This is a genomic window from Streptomyces sp. NPDC045778 (assembly GCF_056431945.1).
Map to the genome: position 1 here is coordinate 135,041 of NZ_JBWKJZ010000005.1, position 21,425 is coordinate 156,465.

The following is a 21,425-nucleotide window of genomic DNA, read 5'->3' on the forward strand; positions in this document are numbered from 1 at the left end:
GGCCCCCTTGTTCTGTCATGCCGTGCCGCCGTTCCGCACCGCGCCGCGGAGCGATGCCGCATCCGTGAGGGGCGGTGGGGCGAGAGCGCGGACACCGCTCGCGCTGGTCGCCGCCGTGCTCGCCGCGCTGCTGCTCGTCGCCGCGTCCGGGCCCGCGTCCGGGGCGGGGGAGCGGGGCGGTGCCGGGGCCGGGAGCGGCCGGTTCACCGTCACGCCCCTCACGTTCACGGTGGCGGCGGGGGAGCGGCGCTGCACCGTGGACGCCGATCTGTACCGCCCGAGTGGGGTGGACCGGGCGCACCCCGCGCCCGCCGTGCTCGCCACCCACGGCTTCGGCGGCAGCAAGGACGAGGCCTCCACCGCCGCCATCGGCAAGATCGTCGCGCAGCGCGGCTATGTCGGCCTCGTCTACTCCGGCCTCGGCTTCGGCAAGTCCGGGTGCCTGATCTCGCTCGACGATCCAGAGATCGACGGCCGGGCGGCCTCGGGCCTCCTGGACTTCCTCGCCGGGGAGCGGGCGGCCGACGACGGCACCAAGGCCGGCTTCGTCGTCGCGGACGCCCCGGGCGACCCGCGCGTCGGCATGATCGGCGCGTCGTACGGCGGTGCGATCCAGCTGGCCACGGCGGCCGTCGACCACCGCGTGGACGCGCTGGTCCCGCTGATCACCTGGCACGACCTCGCCTACTCCCTCGCGCCGAACAACGCCGTGGACCGGATGGCCGCGGGCCGCGAGGTGCCCGGCGCCGCCAAGTGGCAGTGGATGAACGGCTTCTACCTCGTCGGCGAGGGCCAGCCCCTGCTCGCGCCGAACCTCGACCCGTCCCGGATCAACCGACTGGACTGCCTGCACTTCGTCACCCGGGCCTGCGAGACCATCCGCACGCTCAACTCCGGCCGTTATCCGGCGGACAGGACGCGGCGGCTGCTGGAGTACACGCGCAGCGTGTCACCGGTGTCGTATCTGCACCGGGTCAAGACGCCGACGCTGCTCGTGCAGGGCCAGGCCGACACCCTGTTCAACCTGAACGAGGCGGAGGCGACGTACCGCACGCTCAAGAAGCACGGCACCACGGCCAAGATGATCTGGCAGTCCTGGGGGCACAGCGGCGGCATGAACGGGCCCGCCGCCGGTGAGCTGGACCTGGGCAAGGGCGATCTGGAGTCGACGTACGTCGGCCGGCGCGTCCTGGCGTGGTTCGACCGCTATCTGCGGCACGACGAGAGCGCCGACACCGGGCCCGACTTCGCCTACTACCGCGACTGGATCAAGGACCCGCAGCGCACCTACGCCACGGCGTCGGACGTCCCCGCGCCCCGGCGGGAGCTGTACCTCTCCGGCGACGGCACGCTCGTGGACGACCGCGCGCGCGTGGTGCCCGGGAGCCGGACGTACCGCAACGGGCCGCTGCCCACGAGCCACTCGGAGAGCGCGTCGGCCAGGACGGCCGGGGTGCCCGACCCGGCGCCGTACGACACCAGGGGCACGTACCTCGGCTGGACCACCGGGCCGCTGAAGCGGCCCGTCGAGGTCGTGGGAGCGCCCGAGGCGACCCTTGAGGTGCGCTCGCCCCGTGCCGAGCGGGCGCAGCGCTCCGCCGACGCCGCCGACAAGCTGGTGCTGTTCGTGAAGCTGTACGACGTGGCGCCGGACGGCGGGCAGACGCTGGTGCACCGCCTGGTGGCGCCGGTGCGGGTGCCGGACGCGCGGAAGCCGTTCACGGTCCGGCTGCCGGGGATCGTGCACCGGTACGACAAGGGGCACCGGCTGCGGTTCGTGATCGCCGCGAGCGACGGGGCGTACGGCGGGAACCGCGGCCTGAAGCCGGTGACGGTGAGCAGTGGGCCCGGCCGCGCCGGGGTGCTGAGGCTGCCCGTGGTGTAGCCGCCGTCACCTGTTCGGCCCACGGACCCACCCGCCCGCGTCACCCGCCGTGCGCCGTGTGCCGCCGCTGCCCATCCTGGCGGGACGGGCAGCGGCCGGCGCTGCGACGGATACGGAAGGGTTCCGCCATGAGCAGTTCCACGGGCGGCAAGAGCCCCTCGAAGGGCGGCGTGGCCGGGCTGATGACGCCCGGAAGGATCACCGTCGCCGTCATCGCCCTGCTCACTCTCGTCTTCATCTTCGAGAACACCCGCAGCACCAAGATCCGGCTGCTGATCCCCGAGGTGACCATGCCCCTGTGGATGGCGCTGTTCGGCACGGCGGTGATCGGCGCGCTGTGCGGGGCGTACTTCGTCCGACGGCGCAAGTGAGCCGGGTGGCCCGGTAACGTGGGGCGGATGCGCCAGCCGAGCCACCGTCACCTCGCCGAAGGCCCCCGGGTGGGGATACGCCACTTCACGCCCGCGGACGGAGCCGAGTTCACGGCGCGGGCGCGGGAGAGCCAGGAGTTGCACCGGCCCTATCTGTTCCCGCCGACCACCGAGCAGACCTATACGGCGTACGCGCGCTCGCTCGTCGCGGACCCCGCGAAGGCCGGGTTCCTCGTCTGTGTGCGGGAGTCGGGGGCGATCGCCGGGTTCATCAACATCAACAACATCGTCCAGGGCGGCTTCCGCTGCGGCGCGCTCGGTTACGGCGTGTTCGCGCACGCCGCCGGGCGCGGCCTGATGCGGGAGGCGCTCGGGCTCGTCGTGGACCACGCGTTCGGCGAACTGGGCCTGCACCGCCTGGAGATCAACGTGCAGCCGGACAACGCCGCGTCGATCGCGCTCGCCCGGCGCCTCGGCTTCCGCCTGGAGGGCTTCTCGCCGGACTTCCTGTTCATCGACGGGGCGTGGCGCGACCACGAGCGGTGGGCGCTGACCACCGAGATGCGGGCCGCGTCGACCGGCGGCCACGCGGCGGGATCCGGTGCCCGCGGGGAGTGACGTCGGCCACGGGCAGGGCCATTGAAGGCGGTGGCCCGCGTCGCCGAGGATGGACCGCATGCGGAACATCGTGGTCATCGACGCGCCGTCCAACCTGGGCCTGCGCCCGCCCGCGCCGGGCACCGTGCCCGGCTGCTACAAACTCGCCGGGGCGCTGCGCGAGCGCGGCATCCTGCGGCGCCTGAACGCCTCCGATGGCGGCGTCGTCGTACCGCCGCGCTACGACCGGGGCGACTGGAAGGAGGGCGACGGCGTGTTCAACGCGGCCGCCATCGCCGCGTACACGCCCCGGCTCGCCGACCGCGTCGAGCGCCATCTGCGCGCCGGTGACCTGCCCGTCGTCCTCGGCGGTGACTGCTCCATCCAGCTCGGCGCGTCGCTCGCGATGCGCCGCATGGGGCGTTACGGCCTCGCGGCGATCGACGCGTCCGCGGACTTCCGGCACGCGGGCAACTCCGACCGGGTCGGCGCGGCGGGCGGCGAGGAGCTGGCGCTCGGCACCGGGCGCGGCCAGGCGGACCTCACCGACCTGGAAGGCCTGCGGCCGTATCTGCGGGACGAGGACGTACGGCTCTTCGGCCTGCGGGACTACGACGAGGACCGCGCGGAGCTGGGCGCGTTGAAGATCCCGACCGTGACCGTCGGCGAACTGCGGCAGTGGGGCGCCGCCGACGTGGCCCGCTCGGCCGTCGCCGCCCTGGAGCACGAGAGCCTGGACGGCTTCTGGGTGCACCTGGACGCCGACGTGCTCGACCCGTCCGTGATGCCCGCCGTCGACAGCCCCGACGAGGACGGCCTGCACCCGGACGAACTCCTCGCGCTGCTGCGCCCCTTGGTCCGCTCGCCGCGCTGTGTCGGGCTCAACGTCACCATCTACGACCCGGACCTGGACCCCGACGGCACGGCGGGCGACGTGCTCACGGACGTCGTGGTGGCGGCCTTCACGGCGGCGTGATCGCTCTCGGCGTCATCACAACCGGGCGGAGCCCCTGGTCGGGGCGGCGTTCAGCGTGTTCCATGGTCAGCGACCCGATGACCTGAGGAGACCGCCGTGGCGACGACCGTGCGACGCGACGTACTGACCCTGCCCGCCGCCGCGTTGGGGCCGGACAACCCGCTGCCGGCCTTGCGCCTTCCGCGCGAGCCGCACCGGGTCGACGACCGCGCGCGGCAGGGGCTGCCGCGCGACATGGCGCGGCAACTCGGGTACGAGCCGCTGCGCTCGGTGCTCCCCACACCGCTGCGCGACGGCTACGGCCGGCACCGCACGCCCACGGCGTTCGACGTGCTCGTCCTGGAGAACGAGCGGCTGCGCGCCACCGTCCTGCCCGGCCTCGGCGGCCGCGTGCACTCCCTGGTGCACAAGCCCGGCGGACGCGAACTGCTGTACCGGAACCCAATATTCCAGCCTGCTTGCTTCGCGCTGAACGGTGCCTGGTGCGCGGGCGGCATCGAGTGGAACATCGGCGCCACCGGGCACACCACCCTGTCGTGCGCGCCGCTGCACGCCGCCGTCGTGACCGCGCCCGACGGCGGTCCGATGCTGCGCCTGTGGGAGTGGGAGCGGCTGCGCGACGTGCCCTTCCAGGTGGACCTGTGGCTGCCGGAGGACTCCGACTTCCTGCACGTGGGCGTGCGGATCCGCAATCCGCACGAGAAGCCCGTGCCCGTCTACTGGTGGTCCAACACCGCCGTGCCCGAGGAGCGCAGGGTGCTCGCGCCCGCCGACGAGGCCTGGCGGTACGACTACACGCGCGCCCTCGCCCGGGTGCCGGTGCCCGAGCCCCACGGCCCGTACGCCGCCGACCACTTCTACGACGTGCCGGACGGCGCGCGCCGCTGGATCGCGGCGCTCGACGCCGACGGGCACGGCCTTGTGCAGACGTCCACGGCCGTGCTGCGCGGGCGCAAGCAGTTCCGCTGGGGCGCGGGCAGTGGCGGCCGGCGCTGGCAGGAGTGGCTGACCGGACCCGACGGCGGCGGGTACGCGGAGATCCAGGCGGGGCTCGCGCGGACGCAGCTGGAGCATGTGCGGCTCGACGCGGAGAGCGAGATCGCGTGGCTGGAGTCGTACGGTCCGCTGTCGCTCCCCGCGGACGTGGCGCACGGGGACGACTGGGCGGCGGCCCGCGCCGCGGCCGAGGAGCGGCTCGCCGCCGCGTTGCCCGCGTCGGCGGTGGACGCGGCGTACGAGCGGTGGCGGCCGTACGCGGACGAGGAGCCGGGGGAGTCCCTCGCCGTCGGGTCGGGCTGGGGCGCGCTGGAAACGCTGCGGGGCGAGTACAAGCTGCCGGGCACGCCGTTCGCGGAGGCAACGCTCGGGCCCGAGCAGGAGCCGTGGCTCGAACTGCTGCGTTCCGGTGCCGTGCCCGAGCCGTCCGGGGGCGGGGTGCCCGGGCCCACGCTCGTCGCCCGGTACTGGCGGGACATGCTGGAGACAGCGCCCGCGCGGCCCCACGCCGAGTACCACCTCGGGGTCGCGCAGTGGCACGCGGGGGACCGGGCGCAGGCGGTACGCAGCTGGGAGCGCGGGCTCGAAAGGGCGGCGGTGCGCTGGCCCCTGCTGCGCTGCCTGGCGGTGGCCGACCTGGAGTCGGGGCACGGGGAGCGGGCCGCGGACCGGTACGCGGAGGCCTTCGCCGGGCTCGGCGATTCCGAGGCCGCGGAGGTGGTGGGGGCGCTCGGGCGGGAGGCCCTGGAGGCGCTGCTCGCCGTGGGGCGGGCCGGGGCGGCGCGTGATGTCTGGGAGCGGCTGAGCCCCGAGGTGCGGGGGCTCGGGCGCTTTCGGTTGCTCGAGGTGCGGCTGCTGGTCGCGGAGGGCGACACGGCCGGGGCGCGGAAGGTGCTCGACGAGGGGTTCGAGGTGGCGGATCTGCGCGAGGGGGACGAGGGGTTGGGCGAACTGTGGGCGAAGGTGGCACCGGGGGTGCCGGTGCCCTCGTGCTACGACTTCCGCATGAGCCCCGCCCCGGAGCCCGACGGGGCCTGAGACCTCGACGCGGGAGGGAGGGGCCCGGGCTGCGGGCTGTTGGGCCGTCGTGCGGGGCGGGTGGGTCCGGCCGTGGTGGCGGCCTACGTGCTGCGAGGCCTCCGTGCGGGGCGGGTGGGTCCGGTCGTGGCGGTGGCCTGCGGGTTGTTGGGTCTCTGTGCGGGGGCGGGTGGGTCCGGCCGTGGTGGGGGCCTACGTGCTGCGATGCCTCCGTGCGGGGCGGATGGGCCCGATCGCGGCGGTGGCCTGCGGGCTGTTGGGTCTCTGTGCGGGGGCGGGTGGGTCCGGCCGTGGTGGGGGCCTACGTGCTGCGATGCCTCCGTGCGGGGCGGATGGGCCCGGTCGTGGCGGTGGCCTGCGCGCTGTAGGGCCCCCGTGCGGGGCGGGTGGGGGTGGGCTACGTGTTGCGGTCCACGTACTCGAAGACCGTGCCGTCCGGGTGCATCGCGATCAGGTTGCGGCCCGCGGGGGTGGGGACGGGGCCGGCGATGACGCGGGCCCCGGAGGCGGTCAGCGTGGCGTGGGCCTCGTCGACGTCCTTCACGGCGATCGTCGCCGTGACCTTGCGCAGGATCTCCAGCTCGTGCTCGGGCCCGCTCATCAGCAGGAAGCACCCGACCGACGCGACGGAGACGCCGCCCCGCTCGAAGCGCATCGCTGTGCTGCCCGTGAGGCGCTCGTAGAAGGAGACGGACGCCTCCAGATCGGTCACGCAGACACGCAGCACGGTTCCCAGGATGTCCATATGAACGAGCCTAGTTGGGCAAGGCCCCGCAAGAGATCCATTCGGCCGAGGTCACTCGCCTCACGGCGGGCCGGGGGCCGTTACGCGCCGCGGCCGGAGGGTACCCGGTCGCCATGACTGCATCGGACCATCCTCAGCAACCCCTGGGCCACGCTCCGCGCACACCCGGCAAGGGAGCCACGGGCCTCGCGTCCCCGGAGACGGCGCTGAGCGACGCGCTCGCGCAGGTCGTCCAGGAGGCGGTACGCGCCTCCTTGCGCGAGACCGTGCGGGAGGAGCTGCGCACCGAGATCCGCGCCGAGCTGGCCGACGTGGCGCGCAAGCAGCGCCGCAGGGCCTCGCTGTACGCGGCGGCCGGAGTCGTCGCGCTGTACGCGGGCGCCGCCGCCGCGCTCACCCTCGGCCTGGTCATCGCGCTCGGGCTGCCCGGCTGGGCGGCGGGCCTGATCGTCACCGCGCTGCTCGTGGTGGCGGCCGTGGTCCTGCGTAACGCGGCGCGGCCCACCCGCGCGAAGCCCGGCACGAAGCCCGGCGCGGGCAGCCACGCCCCCGCCCCGGCCGCCACGCCGCAGGCTCCCCGCAGCGCCCCGGGCACCGCAGACTTCCCCGCGGTCCCCGCGGACCCGCCGCCCACCGCCCCCGAGGCGCCGAACCCCCGGACGCGGTGAGGCGCGCCGTGCGGCACCGCGGCGCGACGGTCGTGGTGACGGGGGCGAGCGGCGGCGTCGGCCGGGCCACGGCGCGGGCGTTCGCCGCCCAGGGCTGCAAGGTCGCGCTGCTCGCCCGCGGCGGCACGGGCCTCGCGGAGGCGGCCGACGACGTGCGCCGCGCCGGTGGCGAACCCCTCGTGGTCGCCGTCGACGTGGCGGACGCGCGGGCCGTCGAGGACGCGGCCCGGCGCGTCGAGGCGGGCCTCGGCCCCATCGACGTGTGGGTCAACAACGCCTTCGCCGGGGTCTTCGCGCCGTTCACGGAGATCTCCCCGGACGAGTTCCGGCGGGTCACCGAAGTGACGTACCTGGGCTGCGTGTTCGGCACGACGGCCGCGCTGCGGCGGATGGTGCCGCGTGGCCGCGGCACCGTGGTGCAGACCGGCTCCGCGCTCGCCTACCGCGGCATCCCGCTCCAGAGCGCGTACTGCGGGGCCAAACACGCCATCCAGGGCTTCAACGAGTCCCTGCGCTGCGAACTGCTGCGCTCGGGCACGCGGGTGCGCACGACGATGGTGCAGCTCCCGGCGCTCAACACCCCGCAGTTCGACTGGGTCCTCAGCCGGCTGCCGGGGCGCCCGCGCCCGGTGCCGCCGCTGTACCAGCCGGAGGTCGCCGCACGGGCCATCGTGCACGCCGCCTGGCATCCGCGGCGGCGCGAGTACTGGGTGGGCGGCTCGACCGTGGCGGCCCTCGTCGCCAACGCCGTCGCCCCCGGGCTCCTCGACCGCTACCTCGCGCGGACCGCGTACGACGCCCAGCAGGCACCGCCCGACGGCGGCGACCCCACCGCCGGGGACGCGCCGGGCAACCTCTGGACGGCGTGCGACGGCGCCCGGGGCCGGGACCACGGCGCGCGCGGGCGCTTCGACGCCGAGGCCCGCGACGGCAGCCGCCAGGCCTGGCTGTCGCGGAACCGGGGCCGCGTGGGACTCCTGGTGGCGTCAGCCGCCGTCGGCGCCGTGATCCGCGCCGGAGCGCGCCGCGCCCCCGCCCCTCGTACGTCAACCCGCCGCCGCACCCCGCGGCCAGCCCGTCGCCCGTAGGACCTCCGCCGCCACCTCGGTCACCGTGCGGCCGTCCGTCGCCACCCGGTGGGTGCCGGCGGGGACGCGCGTGTCCAGGTGCCGCGCCATGTACGCGCTGCGGCGCAGGTGCCGTACCAGCTCCGAGCCCCGCTCGCGGGCGGTCAGGCGCTGCTCGGCCGTGGCGTCCGACGCCGTGAGCAGGACACGGGTGAGCCGAGGGGACCCGAGGGCCTCGGTGAAGATCCACTCCTCGCTGCCGAGGACGGCCGCCGTGTTCGTGTAGACGAGCCGGCGGCAGCCGAGTTCCGCGTAACCGGCCCACAGCGCAGCCAGGTTGCGGGCGGTGAGCCGCGAGCGGTCCGGGTCGCCCGGCGGCGCGGGGTGCACCGCGTCCAGGACGTCGCCCTCGATCAGGGCGTGCCCGACGCCGGCGGCCCGGAACCGCGCCGCGACCTCCCAGCCCACGGACGACTTGCCCACCCCGGAACGGCCGCCGATGAGCAGGACGTCCGGCTGTGCTTCCGCTGGCGCGTTCATGCCCGCGAGCCTCGCAAACCGGGGCCGCCTCACGCCACGCGATATTCCTGTACGTCACCTGTCCGCAGCGCGAGGCCGTGCCCCGGGCCCCCGTCCGGCCGCACCACGCCGCCCGTCGGGTCGAGCGCGCCGTCGAAGAACATCGACTCGATCCGCACGTGGTCGTGGAACCACTCGACGTGCCGCAGGTTCGGCACGCACGCCGCGACCGCCGCGTGCGCGTGCGGCGCGCCGTGCGCCGACACCTCAAGGCCGTGGGCCTGGGCGAGGGCCGCCGCGCGCAGCCACTCGGTGAGGCCGCCGCAGCGCGTCGCGTCGACCTGGAGGCAGTCGACCACGGGGACCATGCGGGCGAGGTAGGGCAGGTCGTAGCCGTACTCGCCGGCCGTCACATCACAGACGAGCGCGTCCCGTACGAGGGCGAGCCCGCGCAGGTCGTCGGACGACACCGGCTCCTCGAACCAGCCCACGCCGTGCTCGGCGAGGACCCGGCCGACGCGTACCGCCTGCTTGCGGGTGTAGCCGCCGTTCGCGTCGACGTACAACTCGGCCTGCCGGCCGATGACCTGGCGGGCCGCGCGGACCCGGGCGACATCACGGGCCGCGGCGCGCCCCCACGCCTCCCCGACCTTGATCTTGACGCGGGGGATGCCCTGGCCGTGCACCCAGCCGTTGAGCTGGGCCGCCAGATGCGTGTCGTGGTACGTGGTGAAGCCGCCGCTGCCGTACACGGGCACCTCGTCGCGGGCCGCGCCGAGCAGCCGTACCAGCGGCAGCTCCAGGAGGCGGGCCTTGAGGTCCCACAGGGCGATGTCGACCGCCGAGAGCGCGCACGCCGCGACCCCGGGACGGCCCGCGTCGCGCACCGCCTTGGCCATCGCGTCGTGCGCCGCCGGGATGTCCAGGGCGTCGCGGCCCGTGAGGACCGGCGTGAGCTGCTCGCGCACCACCTCCAGGGTGGCGGTGGGCGCGTAGGTCCAGCCGGTGCCGACGGCGCCCGCGGCGCGGATCTCCACCACGGCGATCGTCGTGGTGTCCCAGGCGAACGTGGCGTCGGCCTCCGGCGCGTCGGCGGGCACCGTGTACGCGGACACGGCGGGCGGCTCCAGGCAGGCCGCGTCCGAGGAGGCCGGCGTGGACGGACCGGGCGGTTTCATCGGGCGGCCTCCCTCGCGACGGGACCCCTGCCGCCCGCGCGGCCGCCACGGCCGACGCGGGCGGTCCGCGCGGCCCGTGCGGGCCCGGCCGGCGGGGCCGATCCGGCCCCCGACGGGTAACCCGTGCTTCCGCGCGGCAAACGGCGGGGCGTTTCACCGCGGCGGCCACGGGCACCTGGGAGGTCCGTGCGGGAGCACAACGCACCGGCGCCCGCACCGGCAGCCCAGAGGCATCCGTGCGGAACACCGCACGGATGCCGTGCCGCACTCCACCGGAGGCGCTACGTGAGCCGAGAATCCCACCGCCCGCACATCGTGATCGTCGGTGCCGGCTTCGCCGGGTTCCAGGCCGCGCGGACACTCGCGCGCCTCGCCCGTCGCCGGGCCGACATCACCCTGCTCAACCCCACCGACTACTTCCTCTACCTGCCCCTGCTGCCCCAGGTCGCCGCGGGCGTCCTCGAACCGCGCCGCGTCACCGTGTCGCTCTCGGGCACCCTCAAGAACGTCCGCCTCGTCCTCGGCGAGGCCGACGGCGTCGACCTGGAACGCCGCGCCGTGCGCTACACCGGACCGGAGGGGGAGCGCGGCGAGCTGACCTACGACCGGCTCGTCCTGGCCGTCGGCAGCGTCAACAAGCTGCTGCCCGTGCCCGGCGTCGCCGAGCACGCGCACGGCTTCCGCGGCCTGCCGGAGGCGCTCTACCTGCGCGACCACGTGACCCGGCAGATCGAGCTGGCCGCCGCCGCGCCCGACGCCGAGACCTGCCGGGCCCGCTGCACCTTCGTCGTCGTCGGCGCGGGCTACACCGGCGTCGAGGTCGCCGCGCACGGGCAGCTCTTCACCCGCTCCCTGGTGCGGGGCCAGCCGCTGCGCGCCGGGATCCGACCCCGCTGGCTGCTCCTGGACATCGCCCCACGCGTCCTGCCGGAGCTGGACCGGCGGCTCTCCACGACCGCCGACCGCGTCCTGAGCGGGCGCGGCGTGGAGATCCGCACGGGCACCTCCGTGAAGGAGGCCACGCACGAGGGCGTGCTCCTCGACGACGGCGACACGATCGACACGCGCACCCTCGTGTGGTGCGTCGGCGTGCGCCCCGACCCGCTCGTCGCCGGGATCGGCAAGCCCCTGGAGCGCGGCCGCCTCGTCGTCGACCCGTTCCTGAACGTGCCCGGCCACCCCGAGGTGTTCGCCTGCGGGGACGCGGCGGCCGTGCCGGACCTCGCCAAGCCCGGCGAGTTCACCGCCATGACCGCCCAGCACGCCTGGCGGCAGGGCAAGGTCGCGGGCCGCAACGTGGCCGCCTCGCTCGGCATCGGCCGGCGTGCCTCCTACCGCCACCACGACCTCGGCTTCACCGTCGACCTCGGCGGCGTCAAGGGCGCCGCCAACCCGCTCGGCGTCCCGCTGTCCGGGCCGCTCGCCGGGGCCGTCACCCGCGGCTACCACCTGGCCGCGATGCCCGGCAACCGCGTGCGCGTCGCCGCCGACTGGCTCCTCGACGCGGCGCTGCCCCGCCAGGGCGTCCAGCTCGGCCTCGTCCGGTCGTGGTCGGTGCCCCTGGACACCTCCTCGCCGGAGCTGGCCCGGGTGCCCGGCGGGCCCGCGGGACATGCCCCCGACGCCGGCCACGAGACCGAGACCGCGTCCAAGCCCGAGGAGTGAGCGACCATGACCGAGACCACCCCGAGCGGCGCCCCCGGACAGGACCAACTCCACGAACTGGCCCGGCAGCTGCGCGTCGACTCCGTGCGCGCGGCGGCCGCCGCCGGCTCCGGGCACCCCACCTCGTCCCTGTCGGCGGCCGACCTGATGGCGGTGCTCCTCGCCCGCCACCTCCAGTACGACTTCCAGCGCCCCGACCACCCCGGCAACGACCGGTTCATCCTCTCCAAGGGGCACGCTTCACCGCTGCTGTACGCCGCGTACAAGGCGGCGGGCGCCCTCGGCGACGACGAACTGCTCACCTTCCGCGGACAGGGCAGCCGCCTCGAAGGGCATCCGACGCCGCGCCGCCTGCCGTGGGTCGAGGTCGCCACCGGCTCGCTCGGGCAGGGGCTCGCCGTCGGCGTCGGCATGGCCCTGTCCGGCAAGCGCCTCGACCGCATCCCCTACCGGGTGTGGGTGCTGTGCGGCGACAGCGAACTGGCCGAGGGCTCCGTGTGGGAGGCCGCGGAGCACGCCGCGTACGAGCACCTGGACAACCTCACCGCGCTCGTCGACGTGAACCGGCTCGGCCAGCGCGGGCCCACCCGGCACGCCTGGGACCTCGACGCCTACGCGCGCCGGTGGAAGGCCTTCGGCTGGCACGTCGTCACGGTCGACGGGCACGACATCGAGGAGGTCGACCGCGCCCTGCACGAGGCGCGCTCCACCGCGGGCCAGCCCACCGTGGTCCTCGCCCGCACCGTCAAGGGCAAGGGCGTCGCGTCGGCGGAGGACCGCGAGGGCCTGCACGGCAAGCCGCTGCCCGACGCCGACGCCGCGGTCGCGGAGCTGGGCGGGCCCGGGCGGGTGCGCGTCAACGTCCAGGTGCCCCCGGCGGCCCGCGTGCTGCGCGCCACCCGCAGCGGACACCTGGAGCTGCCCCGGTACGAGCAGGGCGCCGAGGTCGCGACCCGGGACGCCTTCGGCCAGGCGCTCGCGGCGCTCGGCACGGCACGCGGCGATGTCGTCGCCCTCGACGGCGAGGTCGGCGACTCCACCCGCGGGGAGCTGTTCGCCAAGGAGCACCCCGAGCGGTACTTCGAGTGCTACATCGCCGAACAGCAGCTCGTCGCCGCGGCCGTGGGCCTCGGCCGACGCGGCTGGGTGCCGTACGCGTCCACGTTCGCGGCGTTCCTCACCCGCGCCCACGATTTCGTGCGCATGGCGGCCATCAGCGGCGCGGGGCTCAGTCTCGTGGGCTCGCACGCGGGCGTCGCCATCGGGGAGGACGGCCCGTCCCAGATGGGCCTGGAGGACCTGGCGATGTTCCGCGCGGTGCCCGACTCCACCGTCCTGTACCCGTGCGACGCCCCGCAGACGGCGCGCCTCGTCGCCGCCATGGCCGACCTCGACGGCGTGCGCTACCTGCGCACCACGCGCGGCGCCACCCCCGTCCTCTACGGCCCCGGCGAGGAGTTCCCCGTCGGCGGGTCCAAGGTGCTGCGCTCCAGCGACGCCGACCGGCTCACGGTCGTCGCCGCCGGAGTGACCGTCCACGAGGCGCTCGCCGCCGCTGGGATCCTCGACCGCGAGGGCATCCCGGTGCGCGTCGTCGACCTGTACTCCGTCAAGCCCGTCGACCGGCGCACACTGCGCGAGGCCGCCGAGCGGACGGGCTGCCTGCTCACCGTCGAGGACCACCGGCAGGAGGGCGGCATCGGCGACGCCGTCCTCGACGCCTTCAGCGACGGCAGCCCTGTGCCCCGCCTGGTGCGCCTCGCGGTGAGCGGCGTACCGGGGTCCGCGACGCCCGCCGAGCAGCTGCGGGCCGCCGGCATCGACGCGGAGTCGATCGCGGCTGCCGTACGGCTGCTCGTGGAACACGTGGTGCGATGACGGGGGAGCGGGCATGAGCGAGACACGCACCGTGCGGGCGGGCCGCCGCACCGTCGCACTCCACCGGCCCCACAAGCCCTTCATGCCCGAGAGCACAGGCTCCGCCGCGGACGGCGCCGCGTACACGAAGGGGGACCTCTTCGACTACTACCGATCCATCGCGCCCTTCATGCTGCCGCACCTGCGCGGCCGCCCGCTGATGCTGGAGCGGCACCCGGACGGGATCTCCGGGCCCCGCTTCATGCAGAAGGACACGCCGGACCACTACCCGGACTGGATCACCCGCGCCGAGGTGCCCAAGGAGGGCGGCACCGTCACGCACACCGTGTGCGACGACAGCGCCACCCTCCTCTACCTCGCCGACCAGGCCTGCGTCACCCTGCACCGCTGGCAGTCCCGCGTCGGACACCTGGACCGGCCCGACCGCATGGTGTTCGACCTGGACCCGGCGGGGGACGGCACCCCGCAGGACGCGTACGGCCCGGTGCGCGAGGCCGCCCGGCTGCTCGGCGAACTCCTCGACCAGGTGGGCCTGCCGTCCGCCGTGATGACGACCGGCTCGCGCGGCCTCCACGTGGTCGTGCCGGTCAACGGCCGCCATCACGTCGACGACGTCCGCGACTTCGCCAAGGAGCTGGCCGAGGTGCTCGCCGCCGCGCACCCGGACCGGTTCACCACAGCCGCCCGCAAGAAGGACCGGGGCGGGCGGCTCTACCTCGACGTGCAGCGCAACGGCTACGCGCAGACCGCCGTGGCGCCCTTCTCGGTGCGGGCCAGGCCCGGCGCGCCGGTGGCCGTGCCGCTCGCCTGGGAACAGCTCGACACCCCCGGCACCCACGCGGCCCGCTGGACCATCGCCGACGCCGCCGAGCAGGCCCGCACCGACCCCTGGGCGGGGCTGCTGCGCTCGCCCCGCGCGCTCGGCCCGGCCCGCCGCAAGCTGCGGGCGCTGCGCGGTGGCTGACCGGCCCGTCGAGGTTTGCCGCAACACGACCCGGTCACTCGGTTCAGGAGGTGACCATGACGCATACGTCCCGTAAGCAGAACAACACGACAGCCGAGTCCGACGACCTGCCCGGCCCCATTCAGGTGCTGCGGCACGCGAGGGAGCAGCTCACGGAACTCACCGGCCTCGCCGCCGAGTCCGTCTCGTCGTTCGAACGCACCGACGACGGCTGGGACCTCGAGGTCGAGGTCCTCGAACTCGCCCGCGTGCCGGACACCATGAGCCTGCTCGCGACCTACGCCGTGAGCCTGGACCCGGGCGGCGAACTCACCGGCTACCGCAGGGTGCGCCGCTACGAACGCGGCCGCGCGGACCCGCACCGCTCGGGCGGCTGACCGGCACCCCGAAAACCATGCAGGACATCCCGGAAACCCACACCCAAGGCAAGGAGGATCGGTCGGCATGACCGTCGTCCCAGCACAGCAGAGCGGTGGCGCAGGCGGCACCAGCGGCCTGTACGACGTCATCGAACTCATCCTCGACCGCGGGCTCGTGATCGACGCGTTCGTGCGTGTCTCGCTCGTCGGCATCGAGATCCTCAAGATCGACGTGCGCGTGGTCGTCGCGAGCGTCGACACCTATCTGCGCTTCGCCGAGGCCTGCAACCGCCTCGACCTGGAGGCCGGGCCGAACCGGAGCCCGGGCCTGCCCGAGATGGTCGGCGAGATCACCGAGTCGGGCGCGCGCGGCAAGTCCAAGGGCGCGCTCAGCGGCGCCGCCCAGACGGTGTCGGACGCTTTCAAGCAGGCACGCGAGGAAGGCCGCTCCGGTGAGGAGGAGGCCCGGCCGCGTCGGCGCAGCACGTCGCGGTCCCGGAAGGAGGAGTCGGAGTGACCACGTACATCTACGGAATCGCCCACAACGGCCACCCGTCGCTGCCGGACGGCATGGGCGGCATCGGTGAGCCGGCGCGCCCGGTGCGCGTCCTCAGGCACGGCAAGCTCGCCGCGCTCGTCAGCGACAGCCCCGAGGACCTGCGCCCCAAGCGGCGCGACCTGCTCGCCCACCAGAGCGTCCTGGACGAGGCGGGCGCGGGCGGCCCCGTCCTGCCCATGCGCTTCGGCAGCCTCGCGCAGGACGACGACGCCGTCGTCGAGGTCCTCGACGAGCTTTCCGACCACTACGAGGAGCGGCTGCGCTCCCTGGAGGGCATGGCCGAGTACAACGTGAAGGCCGCCCACGACGAGCAGGCCGTCCTGCACCAGGTGCTCGCCGAGAACCCCGAGCTGCGCGCCATGGCCGAGGCCAACCGCAAGGCGGGCGGCGGCACCTACGAGCAGAAGCTGCGGCTCGGCGAGCAGCTGACCGCCGCCGTGCAGGGCCGCGAGGCCAGTGACGGCATCGAGGTGCGGCGCGCGCTCGAACCCTGCGCGGAAGCCGTCAGCTCCGGCCCCGAGGGCACGGGCTGGCTGGCCAACTACTCGTTCCTGGTCCGCCGCGAGTCCGCCGAGGGCTTCGTGGCCGCCGTCGCGGAACTGCGCAAGACCCAGCCGCACCTGGACGTGCGCGTGACCGGCCCGCTGCCCCCGTACAGCTTCGTCGACCCCGGCGTCGCACAGCCCGCGGACGACGCGGCGCAGGTGCGGTGAGGCCCGCCCATGGGACTCGTCGGTGAACTGCTCGCCCTGCCTCTCGCCCCGGCCCGCGGCTCCCTCTGGGTGCTGCGCCAGGTGGTCGCGGAGGCGGAGCGGCAGTACTACGACCCCTCGGCCATCCGCGCCGAACTCGCCCGGATCACCGAGCTGTTGGAGGCGGGCGAGATCGACGAGGCCGAGTTCGACCGCCGTGAGGACGAGCTGCTGACGCGGCTCGGCTACGGCGCCCAGCAGGGAGCGGCTCCGGAGTCCGCTCCGGAGGAGAACAGGACGGCGACACGATGAACCGTTTGGCAGTGGGCCTCGGCGTAGGCGCGGGGTACCTCTTGGGACGGACCAAGAAGGCCAAGCTGGCCTTCGCCGTCGGCACCATGGTCGCGGGCAGGAAGCTGAAGCTGAGTCCCGCGTCCCTGGCGCGCGCGGTGACCGGCCAGCTGGAGAACAACCCGCAGTTCAAGGAGATAGGCGACCAGCTGAAGGAGGACCTGCGGGGCGTCGGCAAGGCGGCGACCGGCTCCCTCCTGGACCGGCGCCTGGAGTCCTTCGCCGACCGCCTGCACGACCGCACCCTGGACGTCCGGGACCGGATGGCGGGGGTGACGCCCGGGGCGGACGAGGAACGGGACGACCGCGAGGAACGCGGCGACCGCGATGACCGTGACAGCCGTGACAGCCGTGACAGCCGTGACAGCCGTGACGATCGTGATGACCGTGACGAGCCCGATGAGCGCGACGAGTCCCGTGGGAAGGGCGGCGCGGCCGCCAGGAAGACGCGATCGGCGGCGAAGAAGGCCACACGTACCGCTGGCGGCAAGAGCGGCGGCACGGGGTCCGGGCAGGCCCGGAAGAAGAGCCCCGCGCCCCGCAAGACCGCGTCCGCGCGCGGCACCCAGAGCCGGGACACCGCGAAGCGGAGCACGGCGAAGAGGGCCCCCGCGAAGCGGTCCGCGACGCAGAAGTCCGGCCGCGCGAAGGGAGGCGACGATGCCTGACACGCGTGAGCAAGCCCGCGGCGCCGCGCACAACGGTTCCGGCGGCGCGCTGAGCGAGGTCCTGCACGGCCCGGGCGCCGACCGCCTGAAGGACGAGGCGCGGGACTACCTCATGGCGCAGGCCGAACGCGCCCTCGTCGGGGTCGGCCGCAAGCTCGGCGACGCCACCGTCAAGCTCAACGACGTGGCGGAGGGCCGCAGTCCGGGCTTCGCCCGCCTGGCCCTCGACGGCGGCCGCAAGCTCGCCTCCGGCAAGGGCCCGCTGCGCAGCGCCGTGGAAATCGGCGGCGGCCGCCTCAAGGACGCCGTGACCGGCTCCGTCAAGGGCGCCCTGGACAACGCGCGCGGCAAGGGCGGCAAGAGCGGGAGCGGGCAGAAGCCCACCGTCATCATGGAGCACGTCGACATCGGCGTGCCCGTGCGCGAGGCGTACGAGCAGTGGACGCGGTACGAGGAGTTCGCCACGTTCACCAAGGGGGTGCGGGACGCCACCGAGGTGAGCGACACCGAGTCCCACTGGAAACTCAAGGTCTTCTGGTCCAGCAGGAGTTGGACGGCACGCGTCATCGACCAGGTGCCCGAGGAGCGCCTCGCCTGGACGTCGGAGGGCGCCAAGGGCACCACGAAGGGCGTGGTCACCTTCCACCCGCTCGGCGAGCGCCTGACCCGGGTCGTGCTGGTCATCGAGTACTACCCGAAGGGCCTGTTCGAGCGCACCGGCAACCTCTGGCGCGCCCAGGGCCGCAGGGCCCGCCTCGACCTGAAGCACTTCGCCCGCCATGTGTCGCTGCGCTCGGCGACGCAGGACGCCGACACCTCCGGCGACGATGACGGGATTGACGAGGAGGGCGTGGAGCCTGAGGAGGACGCCGAGGACGTGGCGTACCACGAGGACGACGACTCGTACCGCGAGGAGGACTCCCACGACGAGGACGCCGAAGGCGCCGAGGACGCCGAGGATGTCGAGGGCGATGAGGGGTACGAGGCCTACGAAGACTCCGCTGACGCCGAAGACACCACGGATTCCGTGGACGAGGACGGCGCGTACGACGAGGACGACGACGGCGTGTACGAGGAGGACGAGCACGGCGAGCCCCTGGACGCCGATGAGGAGGCCGACGAGGAAGCCGACGACGAAGCCGACGAAGCCGACGAACCCGTCGCGGCGGCCCGGAGCCGCCGATGACGACCGCGAGCCGGCTGCCCGATTCGTACGGCCAGGGCGGCGGCACCAACCTCGCCGACGTCCTGGAACGTGTCCTGGACAAGGGCGTCGTCATCGCCGGGGACATCCGGATCAACCTGCTCGACATCGAGCTGCTCACCGTGAAGCTGCGGCTCGTCGTCGCCTCGGTGGAGCGCGCCAAGGAGATGGGCATCGACTGGTGGGAGGACGACCCGGCCCTGTCCAGCAAGGCGCGCAGGTCCGAACTCGCGCGTGAGAACGCCGAGTTGAAGCAGCGCCTGGAGCGCCTCGAACTGGAGCGGGGCGAGGCCGCGCCCGAGAGCGGAAGTGAGCGTGAACGTGACCGCGGAGGTGAACCCGAACGTGACCGCGGAAGTGAGCCCGCAGGTGGGTGATGACGTAGGCGACGACGTGCGTGACGATGTGGCTGCGGGTGAGGGTGCGGCCGATGGCGTGAGCGGCGAGCTGTGCTACGTCTACGCGGTGTGCCGCTCCCTGTCCGGGCCGCTGCACGCCGACCTCACCGGCGTCGGCGGCGTGCCGCCCCGGCAGCTGGCCCATGCGGGCCTGGTGGCCGTGGTCGGCCCTGTCCCGGCCCGGGACTTCGGCCTCGAACCGCTGCGCGCGCATCTGGAGGACCTGGACTGGGTGGCCGAGACGGCCCGCGCCCACCAGCACGTGATCGGCGCGCTCACCGCTGTGACCTGCCCGTTGCCGCTGCGGCTCGGGACGGTGTTCCGGGACGACAGCGGCGTACGCGCCATGCTGGAGAGCGAGAACGAGCGCCTGCGCCGGATCCTCGACCGCATCGACGGGCACATCGAGTGGGGGGTGAAGGTGTGGCTGCACACCGAAGCCGAGGCCGCCGCCGAGCCGGCCCGGCCCCGCGCCGCCCCCGCGTCCGGACGCGACTACCTGCGCAGGCGCAAGGAGCAGCGCACGGCGGGCGAGGAGGCCGCCGCGCGGGCCGAGGTGTTCGCGCGGCGGCTGCACGCCGAGCTGGCGCGGTCCGCCGCCGCGTCCCGGCAGCACCCGCCGCAGAGCCCGGCCCTCGCCGAAGCGGGCGCCGGCGTGAACATCCTCAACACGGCCTATCTGGTGCCTCGTACGGAGGCCGAGGAGTTCCTGGAGCTGATCGGCCGTACCGAGAGCAGTCAGCCCGGCCTGCGGGTGGAGGTGACGGGCCCCTGGGCGGCGTACTCCTTCACGGACGACCCGGACAGCGAGGCCGGCGCGGAGAAGAGCGCGGAGAGGGCCGCGGAGAACGCGGAGAAGAGGAAGGACGCTGAGGCCGGATGACGGCGATCGAGCCCCTGCACGGTCGCGAGATCGCGCTGGTCGACCTGCTCGACCGGCTGCTCGCCGGCGGCGTGGTCATCGCCGGTGACCTCACCCTGCGCATCGCGGACGTGGATCTCGTCCGCATCGACCTGAAGGCGCTGATCAGCACGGTCGGCGCGGCGGTGCCTTCGCCCTGGCCCGAGCACGCGGAACCGGCGTACGCGGAGTCGGCGTACGCGGAGCCGGAGTATCCGCGGCGCGGGGCCGTCGTACGTGAGCCGAGCTGACCGGGAGCCGACCGTGGACCTCGAACCCCAGACCGTGGAGCGCGACCTCGTCGCCCTCGTCCTCACCGTGGTGGAACTGCTGCGCCAGCTCATGGAGCGCCAGGCGCTGCGCCGCTTCGACACCGGTGAGCTGACGGAGGACCAGGAGGAGCGGATCGGGCTCACGCTGATGCTCCTGGAGGAGCGGATGACCGAGCTGCGCGAGCGCTACGGACTGCGGCCCGAGGACCTGAACCTGGACCTCGGGCCGCTGGGGCCGCTGCTGCCCCGGGAGTGAGGAACCCTCCCGGGGTCGGCCGGCTACCACCGGTACCAGTGCGGGCGCGTCCCGGACGCGCCGGGGCCCGCGCCGCGCAGCAGGAAGCCGAGCAGCCACACGACGAGCAGCACCACGGCGATCCACCACAGCGCCTTGATCGCGAACCCGGCGCCGGCGAGCACCAGGACGAGCAGCAGGACCAGAAGAAGGGGAACCATAGTGTGCACCTCCTGCCGTCCGGGTCTCCCCGAAAGGCCTGATCACACCCGGGACCGGTGGCGCGCCCCGGCTCACCCCCGGCAGAGCACCTCGCCGTGCAGCACGGCGAACCAGCCGTCCGGTGCGCACCCCCACTCCCGCCAGGCCTCGGCCACGGCCCGCAGCGTCCCGGTGTCGGCGTGGCCGCTCTCGACCGCGCGGTCCGCGTACGCGGACGCCACCGTACGGTCCGCCCACAGGCCCGCCCACCAGGCGCGTTCCTCGGGGGTGCTGTAGCACCAGGTGCTCGCCCCCGCGGTGACGTCGGGGAAACCGGCTGCCAGGGCCCAGGACTTGAGGGCGCGGCCCGCGTCCGGCTCTCCGCCGCCTGCTCGGGCCACGCGCCGGTACAGGGCGAGCCAGTCGTCGAGGCCGGGCGTGCGCGGGTGCCACGTCATCGCCGCGTAGTCGCTGTCGCGGGCGGCGACGACGCCGCCCGGCGCGCAGACGCGGCGCATCTCGCGCAGCGCGCGCACCGGGTCGCCCACGTGCTGGAGCACCTGATGGGCGTGGACGACGTCGAAGGAGCCGTCCGGGTAGTCCAGGGCGTGGACGTCACCGACGGCGAACTCCACGTTGCCGAGGCCTCGTCCGGCCGCCGTCGCCCGGGCCGCGTCCAGGATCTCCGGCGCCCGGTCGACGCCCGTCACGTGCCCGTCCGGGACGAGTGCCGCCAGGTCGGCGGTGATGGTGCCCGGCCCGCAGCCGATGTCGAGCACCTTCATGTGCGCCTGGAGCGAGCCGATGAGGTACGCGGCGGAGTTGGCGGCGGTGCGCCAGGTGTGGGACCGCAGGACCGACTCGTGGTGGCCGTGCGTGTAGACGGCCGCGTCGCGTCGCGGCCCGTCCGCCGACGCTTGCTGAGGCATGCGCTGTGACATGCCTCGACCGTACGCCGCCGTACCGGATGATGAGACCCCCGTATCAGGATGCGGACCACGCCTGGGCGTGATCGCGCGGCCTGGCGGGGGTCCCCGC

The 21,425-nt window shown here is 74.5% G+C and carries 25 protein-coding genes; 20 read left to right on the top strand and 5 right to left on the bottom strand.

The window, feature by feature from the left end; translation table 11 throughout:
• The first annotated feature begins 64 nt into the window (after window positions 1-64).
• The 5 genes from AC07GB_RS08590 to AC07GB_RS08610 all read left to right on the top strand — a co-directional run bounded on the left by AC07GB_RS08590 (window position 65) and on the right by AC07GB_RS08610 (window position 5,863).
• The gene (locus AC07GB_RS08590) at window positions 65-1,885 is read left to right on the top strand and encodes a CocE/NonD family hydrolase (RefSeq protein ID WP_478843292.1); all 1,821 of its coding nucleotides are present in this window, start codon (window positions 65-67) and stop codon (window positions 1,883-1,885) included.
• Between the two features lie 128 nt (window positions 1,886-2,013).
• Window positions 2,014-2,256, top strand: a complete 243-nt coding sequence (locus AC07GB_RS08595) for a LapA family protein (protein ID WP_478842922.1) — start codon at window positions 2,014-2,016, stop codon at window positions 2,254-2,256.
• A 27-nt stretch (window positions 2,257-2,283) separates the two neighbouring features.
• Complete coding sequence (locus tag AC07GB_RS08600) at window positions 2,284-2,874, top strand: GNAT family N-acetyltransferase (RefSeq protein WP_478842924.1); 591 nt, start codon at window positions 2,284-2,286, stop codon at window positions 2,872-2,874.
• Between the two features lie 58 nt (window positions 2,875-2,932).
• Window positions 2,933-3,829, top strand: a complete 897-nt coding sequence (locus AC07GB_RS08605; protein ID WP_478842926.1) for an arginase family protein — start codon at window positions 2,933-2,935, stop codon at window positions 3,827-3,829.
• Between the two features lie 96 nt (window positions 3,830-3,925).
• Window positions 3,926-5,863: a DUF5107 domain-containing protein gene (locus tag AC07GB_RS08610; protein WP_478842928.1), complete on the top strand. Its 1,938-nt coding sequence runs from the start codon at window positions 3,926-3,928 to the stop codon at window positions 5,861-5,863.
• A gap of 397 nt (window positions 5,864-6,260) precedes the next feature.
• Here AC07GB_RS08610 and AC07GB_RS08615 read toward each other — a convergent pair whose 3' ends face one another.
• Entirely contained in the window at window positions 6,261-6,608 is a 348-nt protein-coding gene (locus AC07GB_RS08615; RefSeq protein WP_478842930.1) for a VOC family protein, read from the bottom strand.
• 113 nt (window positions 6,609-6,721) lie between these two features.
• On the opposite strand from AC07GB_RS08615, the gene AC07GB_RS08620 reads away from it, so the two are divergent.
• Complete coding sequence (locus AC07GB_RS08620; protein ID WP_478842932.1) at window positions 6,722-7,276, top strand: phage holin family protein; 555 nt, start codon at window positions 6,722-6,724, stop codon at window positions 7,274-7,276.
• A gap of 8 nt (window positions 7,277-7,284) precedes the next feature.
• The gene (locus AC07GB_RS08625; protein WP_478842933.1) at window positions 7,285-8,364 is read left to right on the top strand and encodes an SDR family oxidoreductase; all 1,080 of its coding nucleotides are present in this window, start codon (window positions 7,285-7,287) and stop codon (window positions 8,362-8,364) included.
• Here the strand turns inward: AC07GB_RS08625 and AC07GB_RS08630 are convergent.
• Window positions 8,323-8,883 carry a hypothetical protein gene (locus AC07GB_RS08630; protein ID WP_478842935.1) on the bottom strand — a complete coding sequence of 187 codons (561 nt, stop codon included), beginning with the start codon at window positions 8,881-8,883 and terminating at the stop codon, window positions 8,323-8,325. The genes AC07GB_RS08625 and AC07GB_RS08630 overlap by 42 nt on opposite strands.
• A 29-nt stretch (window positions 8,884-8,912) precedes the next feature.
• Entirely contained in the window at window positions 8,913-10,040 is a 1,128-nt protein-coding gene (locus AC07GB_RS08635) for an enolase C-terminal domain-like protein (protein ID WP_478842937.1), read from the bottom strand.
• A gap of 285 nt (window positions 10,041-10,325) precedes the next feature.
• Between AC07GB_RS08635 and AC07GB_RS08640 the strand changes: the two genes are divergently transcribed.
• From AC07GB_RS08640 to AC07GB_RS08700, 13 genes are all read left to right on the top strand, one after another.
• Window positions 10,326-11,705, top strand: a complete 1,380-nt coding sequence (locus AC07GB_RS08640) for an NAD(P)/FAD-dependent oxidoreductase (protein ID WP_478842939.1) — start codon at window positions 10,326-10,328, stop codon at window positions 11,703-11,705.
• Window positions 11,706-11,711: 6 nt separating this feature from the next.
• Entirely contained in the window at window positions 11,712-13,583 is a 1,872-nt protein-coding gene (locus AC07GB_RS08645) for a transketolase (RefSeq protein WP_478842941.1), read from the top strand.
• A gap of 13 nt (window positions 13,584-13,596) precedes the next feature.
• Window positions 13,597-14,547: a non-homologous end-joining DNA ligase gene (ligD, locus tag AC07GB_RS08650; protein ID WP_478842943.1), complete on the top strand. Its 951-nt coding sequence runs from the start codon at window positions 13,597-13,599 to the stop codon at window positions 14,545-14,547.
• A 56-nt stretch (window positions 14,548-14,603) separates the two neighbouring features.
• Window positions 14,604-14,924, top strand: a complete 321-nt coding sequence (locus AC07GB_RS08655) for a gas vesicle protein GvpO (RefSeq protein ID WP_478842945.1) — start codon at window positions 14,604-14,606, stop codon at window positions 14,922-14,924.
• A 67-nt stretch (window positions 14,925-14,991) separates the two neighbouring features.
• Complete coding sequence (locus AC07GB_RS08660) at window positions 14,992-15,423, top strand: gas vesicle structural protein GvpA (RefSeq protein ID WP_478842947.1); 432 nt, start codon at window positions 14,992-14,994, stop codon at window positions 15,421-15,423.
• Window positions 15,420-16,178: a GvpL/GvpF family gas vesicle protein gene (locus tag AC07GB_RS08665; protein WP_478842949.1), complete on the top strand. Its 759-nt coding sequence runs from the start codon at window positions 15,420-15,422 to the stop codon at window positions 16,176-16,178. Before AC07GB_RS08660 ends, AC07GB_RS08665 begins: the two co-directional genes overlap by 4 nt.
• Before the next feature lie 9 nt (window positions 16,179-16,187).
• Window positions 16,188-16,469, top strand: a complete 282-nt coding sequence (locus AC07GB_RS08670; protein WP_478842951.1) for a gas vesicle protein GvpG — start codon at window positions 16,188-16,190, stop codon at window positions 16,467-16,469.
• A complete protein-coding gene (locus AC07GB_RS08675; protein WP_478842953.1) occupies window positions 16,466-17,176 on the top strand; it encodes a DNA primase in 711 nt (236 codons plus the stop codon). The genes AC07GB_RS08670 and AC07GB_RS08675 overlap by 4 nt, the downstream gene beginning before the upstream one ends.
• Window positions 17,169-18,362 (top strand): SRPBCC family protein, encoded by a 1,194-nt coding sequence (locus tag AC07GB_RS08680; protein ID WP_478842955.1) that lies wholly within the window; start codon window positions 17,169-17,171, stop codon window positions 18,360-18,362. The genes AC07GB_RS08675 and AC07GB_RS08680 overlap by 8 nt, the downstream gene beginning before the upstream one ends.
• Window positions 18,359-18,757 carry a gas vesicle protein gene (locus tag AC07GB_RS08685; RefSeq protein WP_478842957.1) on the top strand — a complete coding sequence of 133 codons (399 nt, stop codon included), beginning with the start codon at window positions 18,359-18,361 and terminating at the stop codon, window positions 18,755-18,757. The genes AC07GB_RS08680 and AC07GB_RS08685 overlap by 4 nt, the downstream gene beginning before the upstream one ends.
• Window positions 18,758-18,815: 58 nt before the next feature.
• Window positions 18,816-19,661 carry a GvpL/GvpF family gas vesicle protein gene (locus AC07GB_RS08690; RefSeq protein WP_478842959.1) on the top strand — a complete coding sequence of 282 codons (846 nt, stop codon included), beginning with the start codon at window positions 18,816-18,818 and terminating at the stop codon, window positions 19,659-19,661.
• Entirely contained in the window at window positions 19,658-19,930 is a 273-nt protein-coding gene (locus AC07GB_RS08695) for a gas vesicle protein (RefSeq protein ID WP_478842961.1), read from the top strand. Before AC07GB_RS08690 ends, AC07GB_RS08695 begins: the two co-directional genes overlap by 4 nt.
• Before the next feature lie 13 nt (window positions 19,931-19,943).
• A complete protein-coding gene (locus tag AC07GB_RS08700; protein WP_150513831.1) occupies window positions 19,944-20,207 on the top strand; it encodes a gas vesicle protein K in 264 nt (87 codons plus the stop codon).
• A gap of 23 nt (window positions 20,208-20,230) precedes the next feature.
• Here AC07GB_RS08700 and AC07GB_RS08705 read toward each other — a convergent pair whose 3' ends face one another.
• On the bottom strand, window positions 20,231-20,407 hold the full coding sequence (locus tag AC07GB_RS08705) for a DUF5670 family protein (RefSeq protein ID WP_478842963.1): 177 nt from the start codon (window positions 20,405-20,407) through the stop codon (window positions 20,231-20,233).
• 72 nt (window positions 20,408-20,479) lie between these two features.
• Window positions 20,480-21,328 (bottom strand): class I SAM-dependent methyltransferase, encoded by an 849-nt coding sequence (locus tag AC07GB_RS08710; protein WP_478842965.1) that lies wholly within the window; start codon window positions 21,326-21,328, stop codon window positions 20,480-20,482.
• Window positions 21,329-21,425 lie beyond the last annotated feature (97 nt).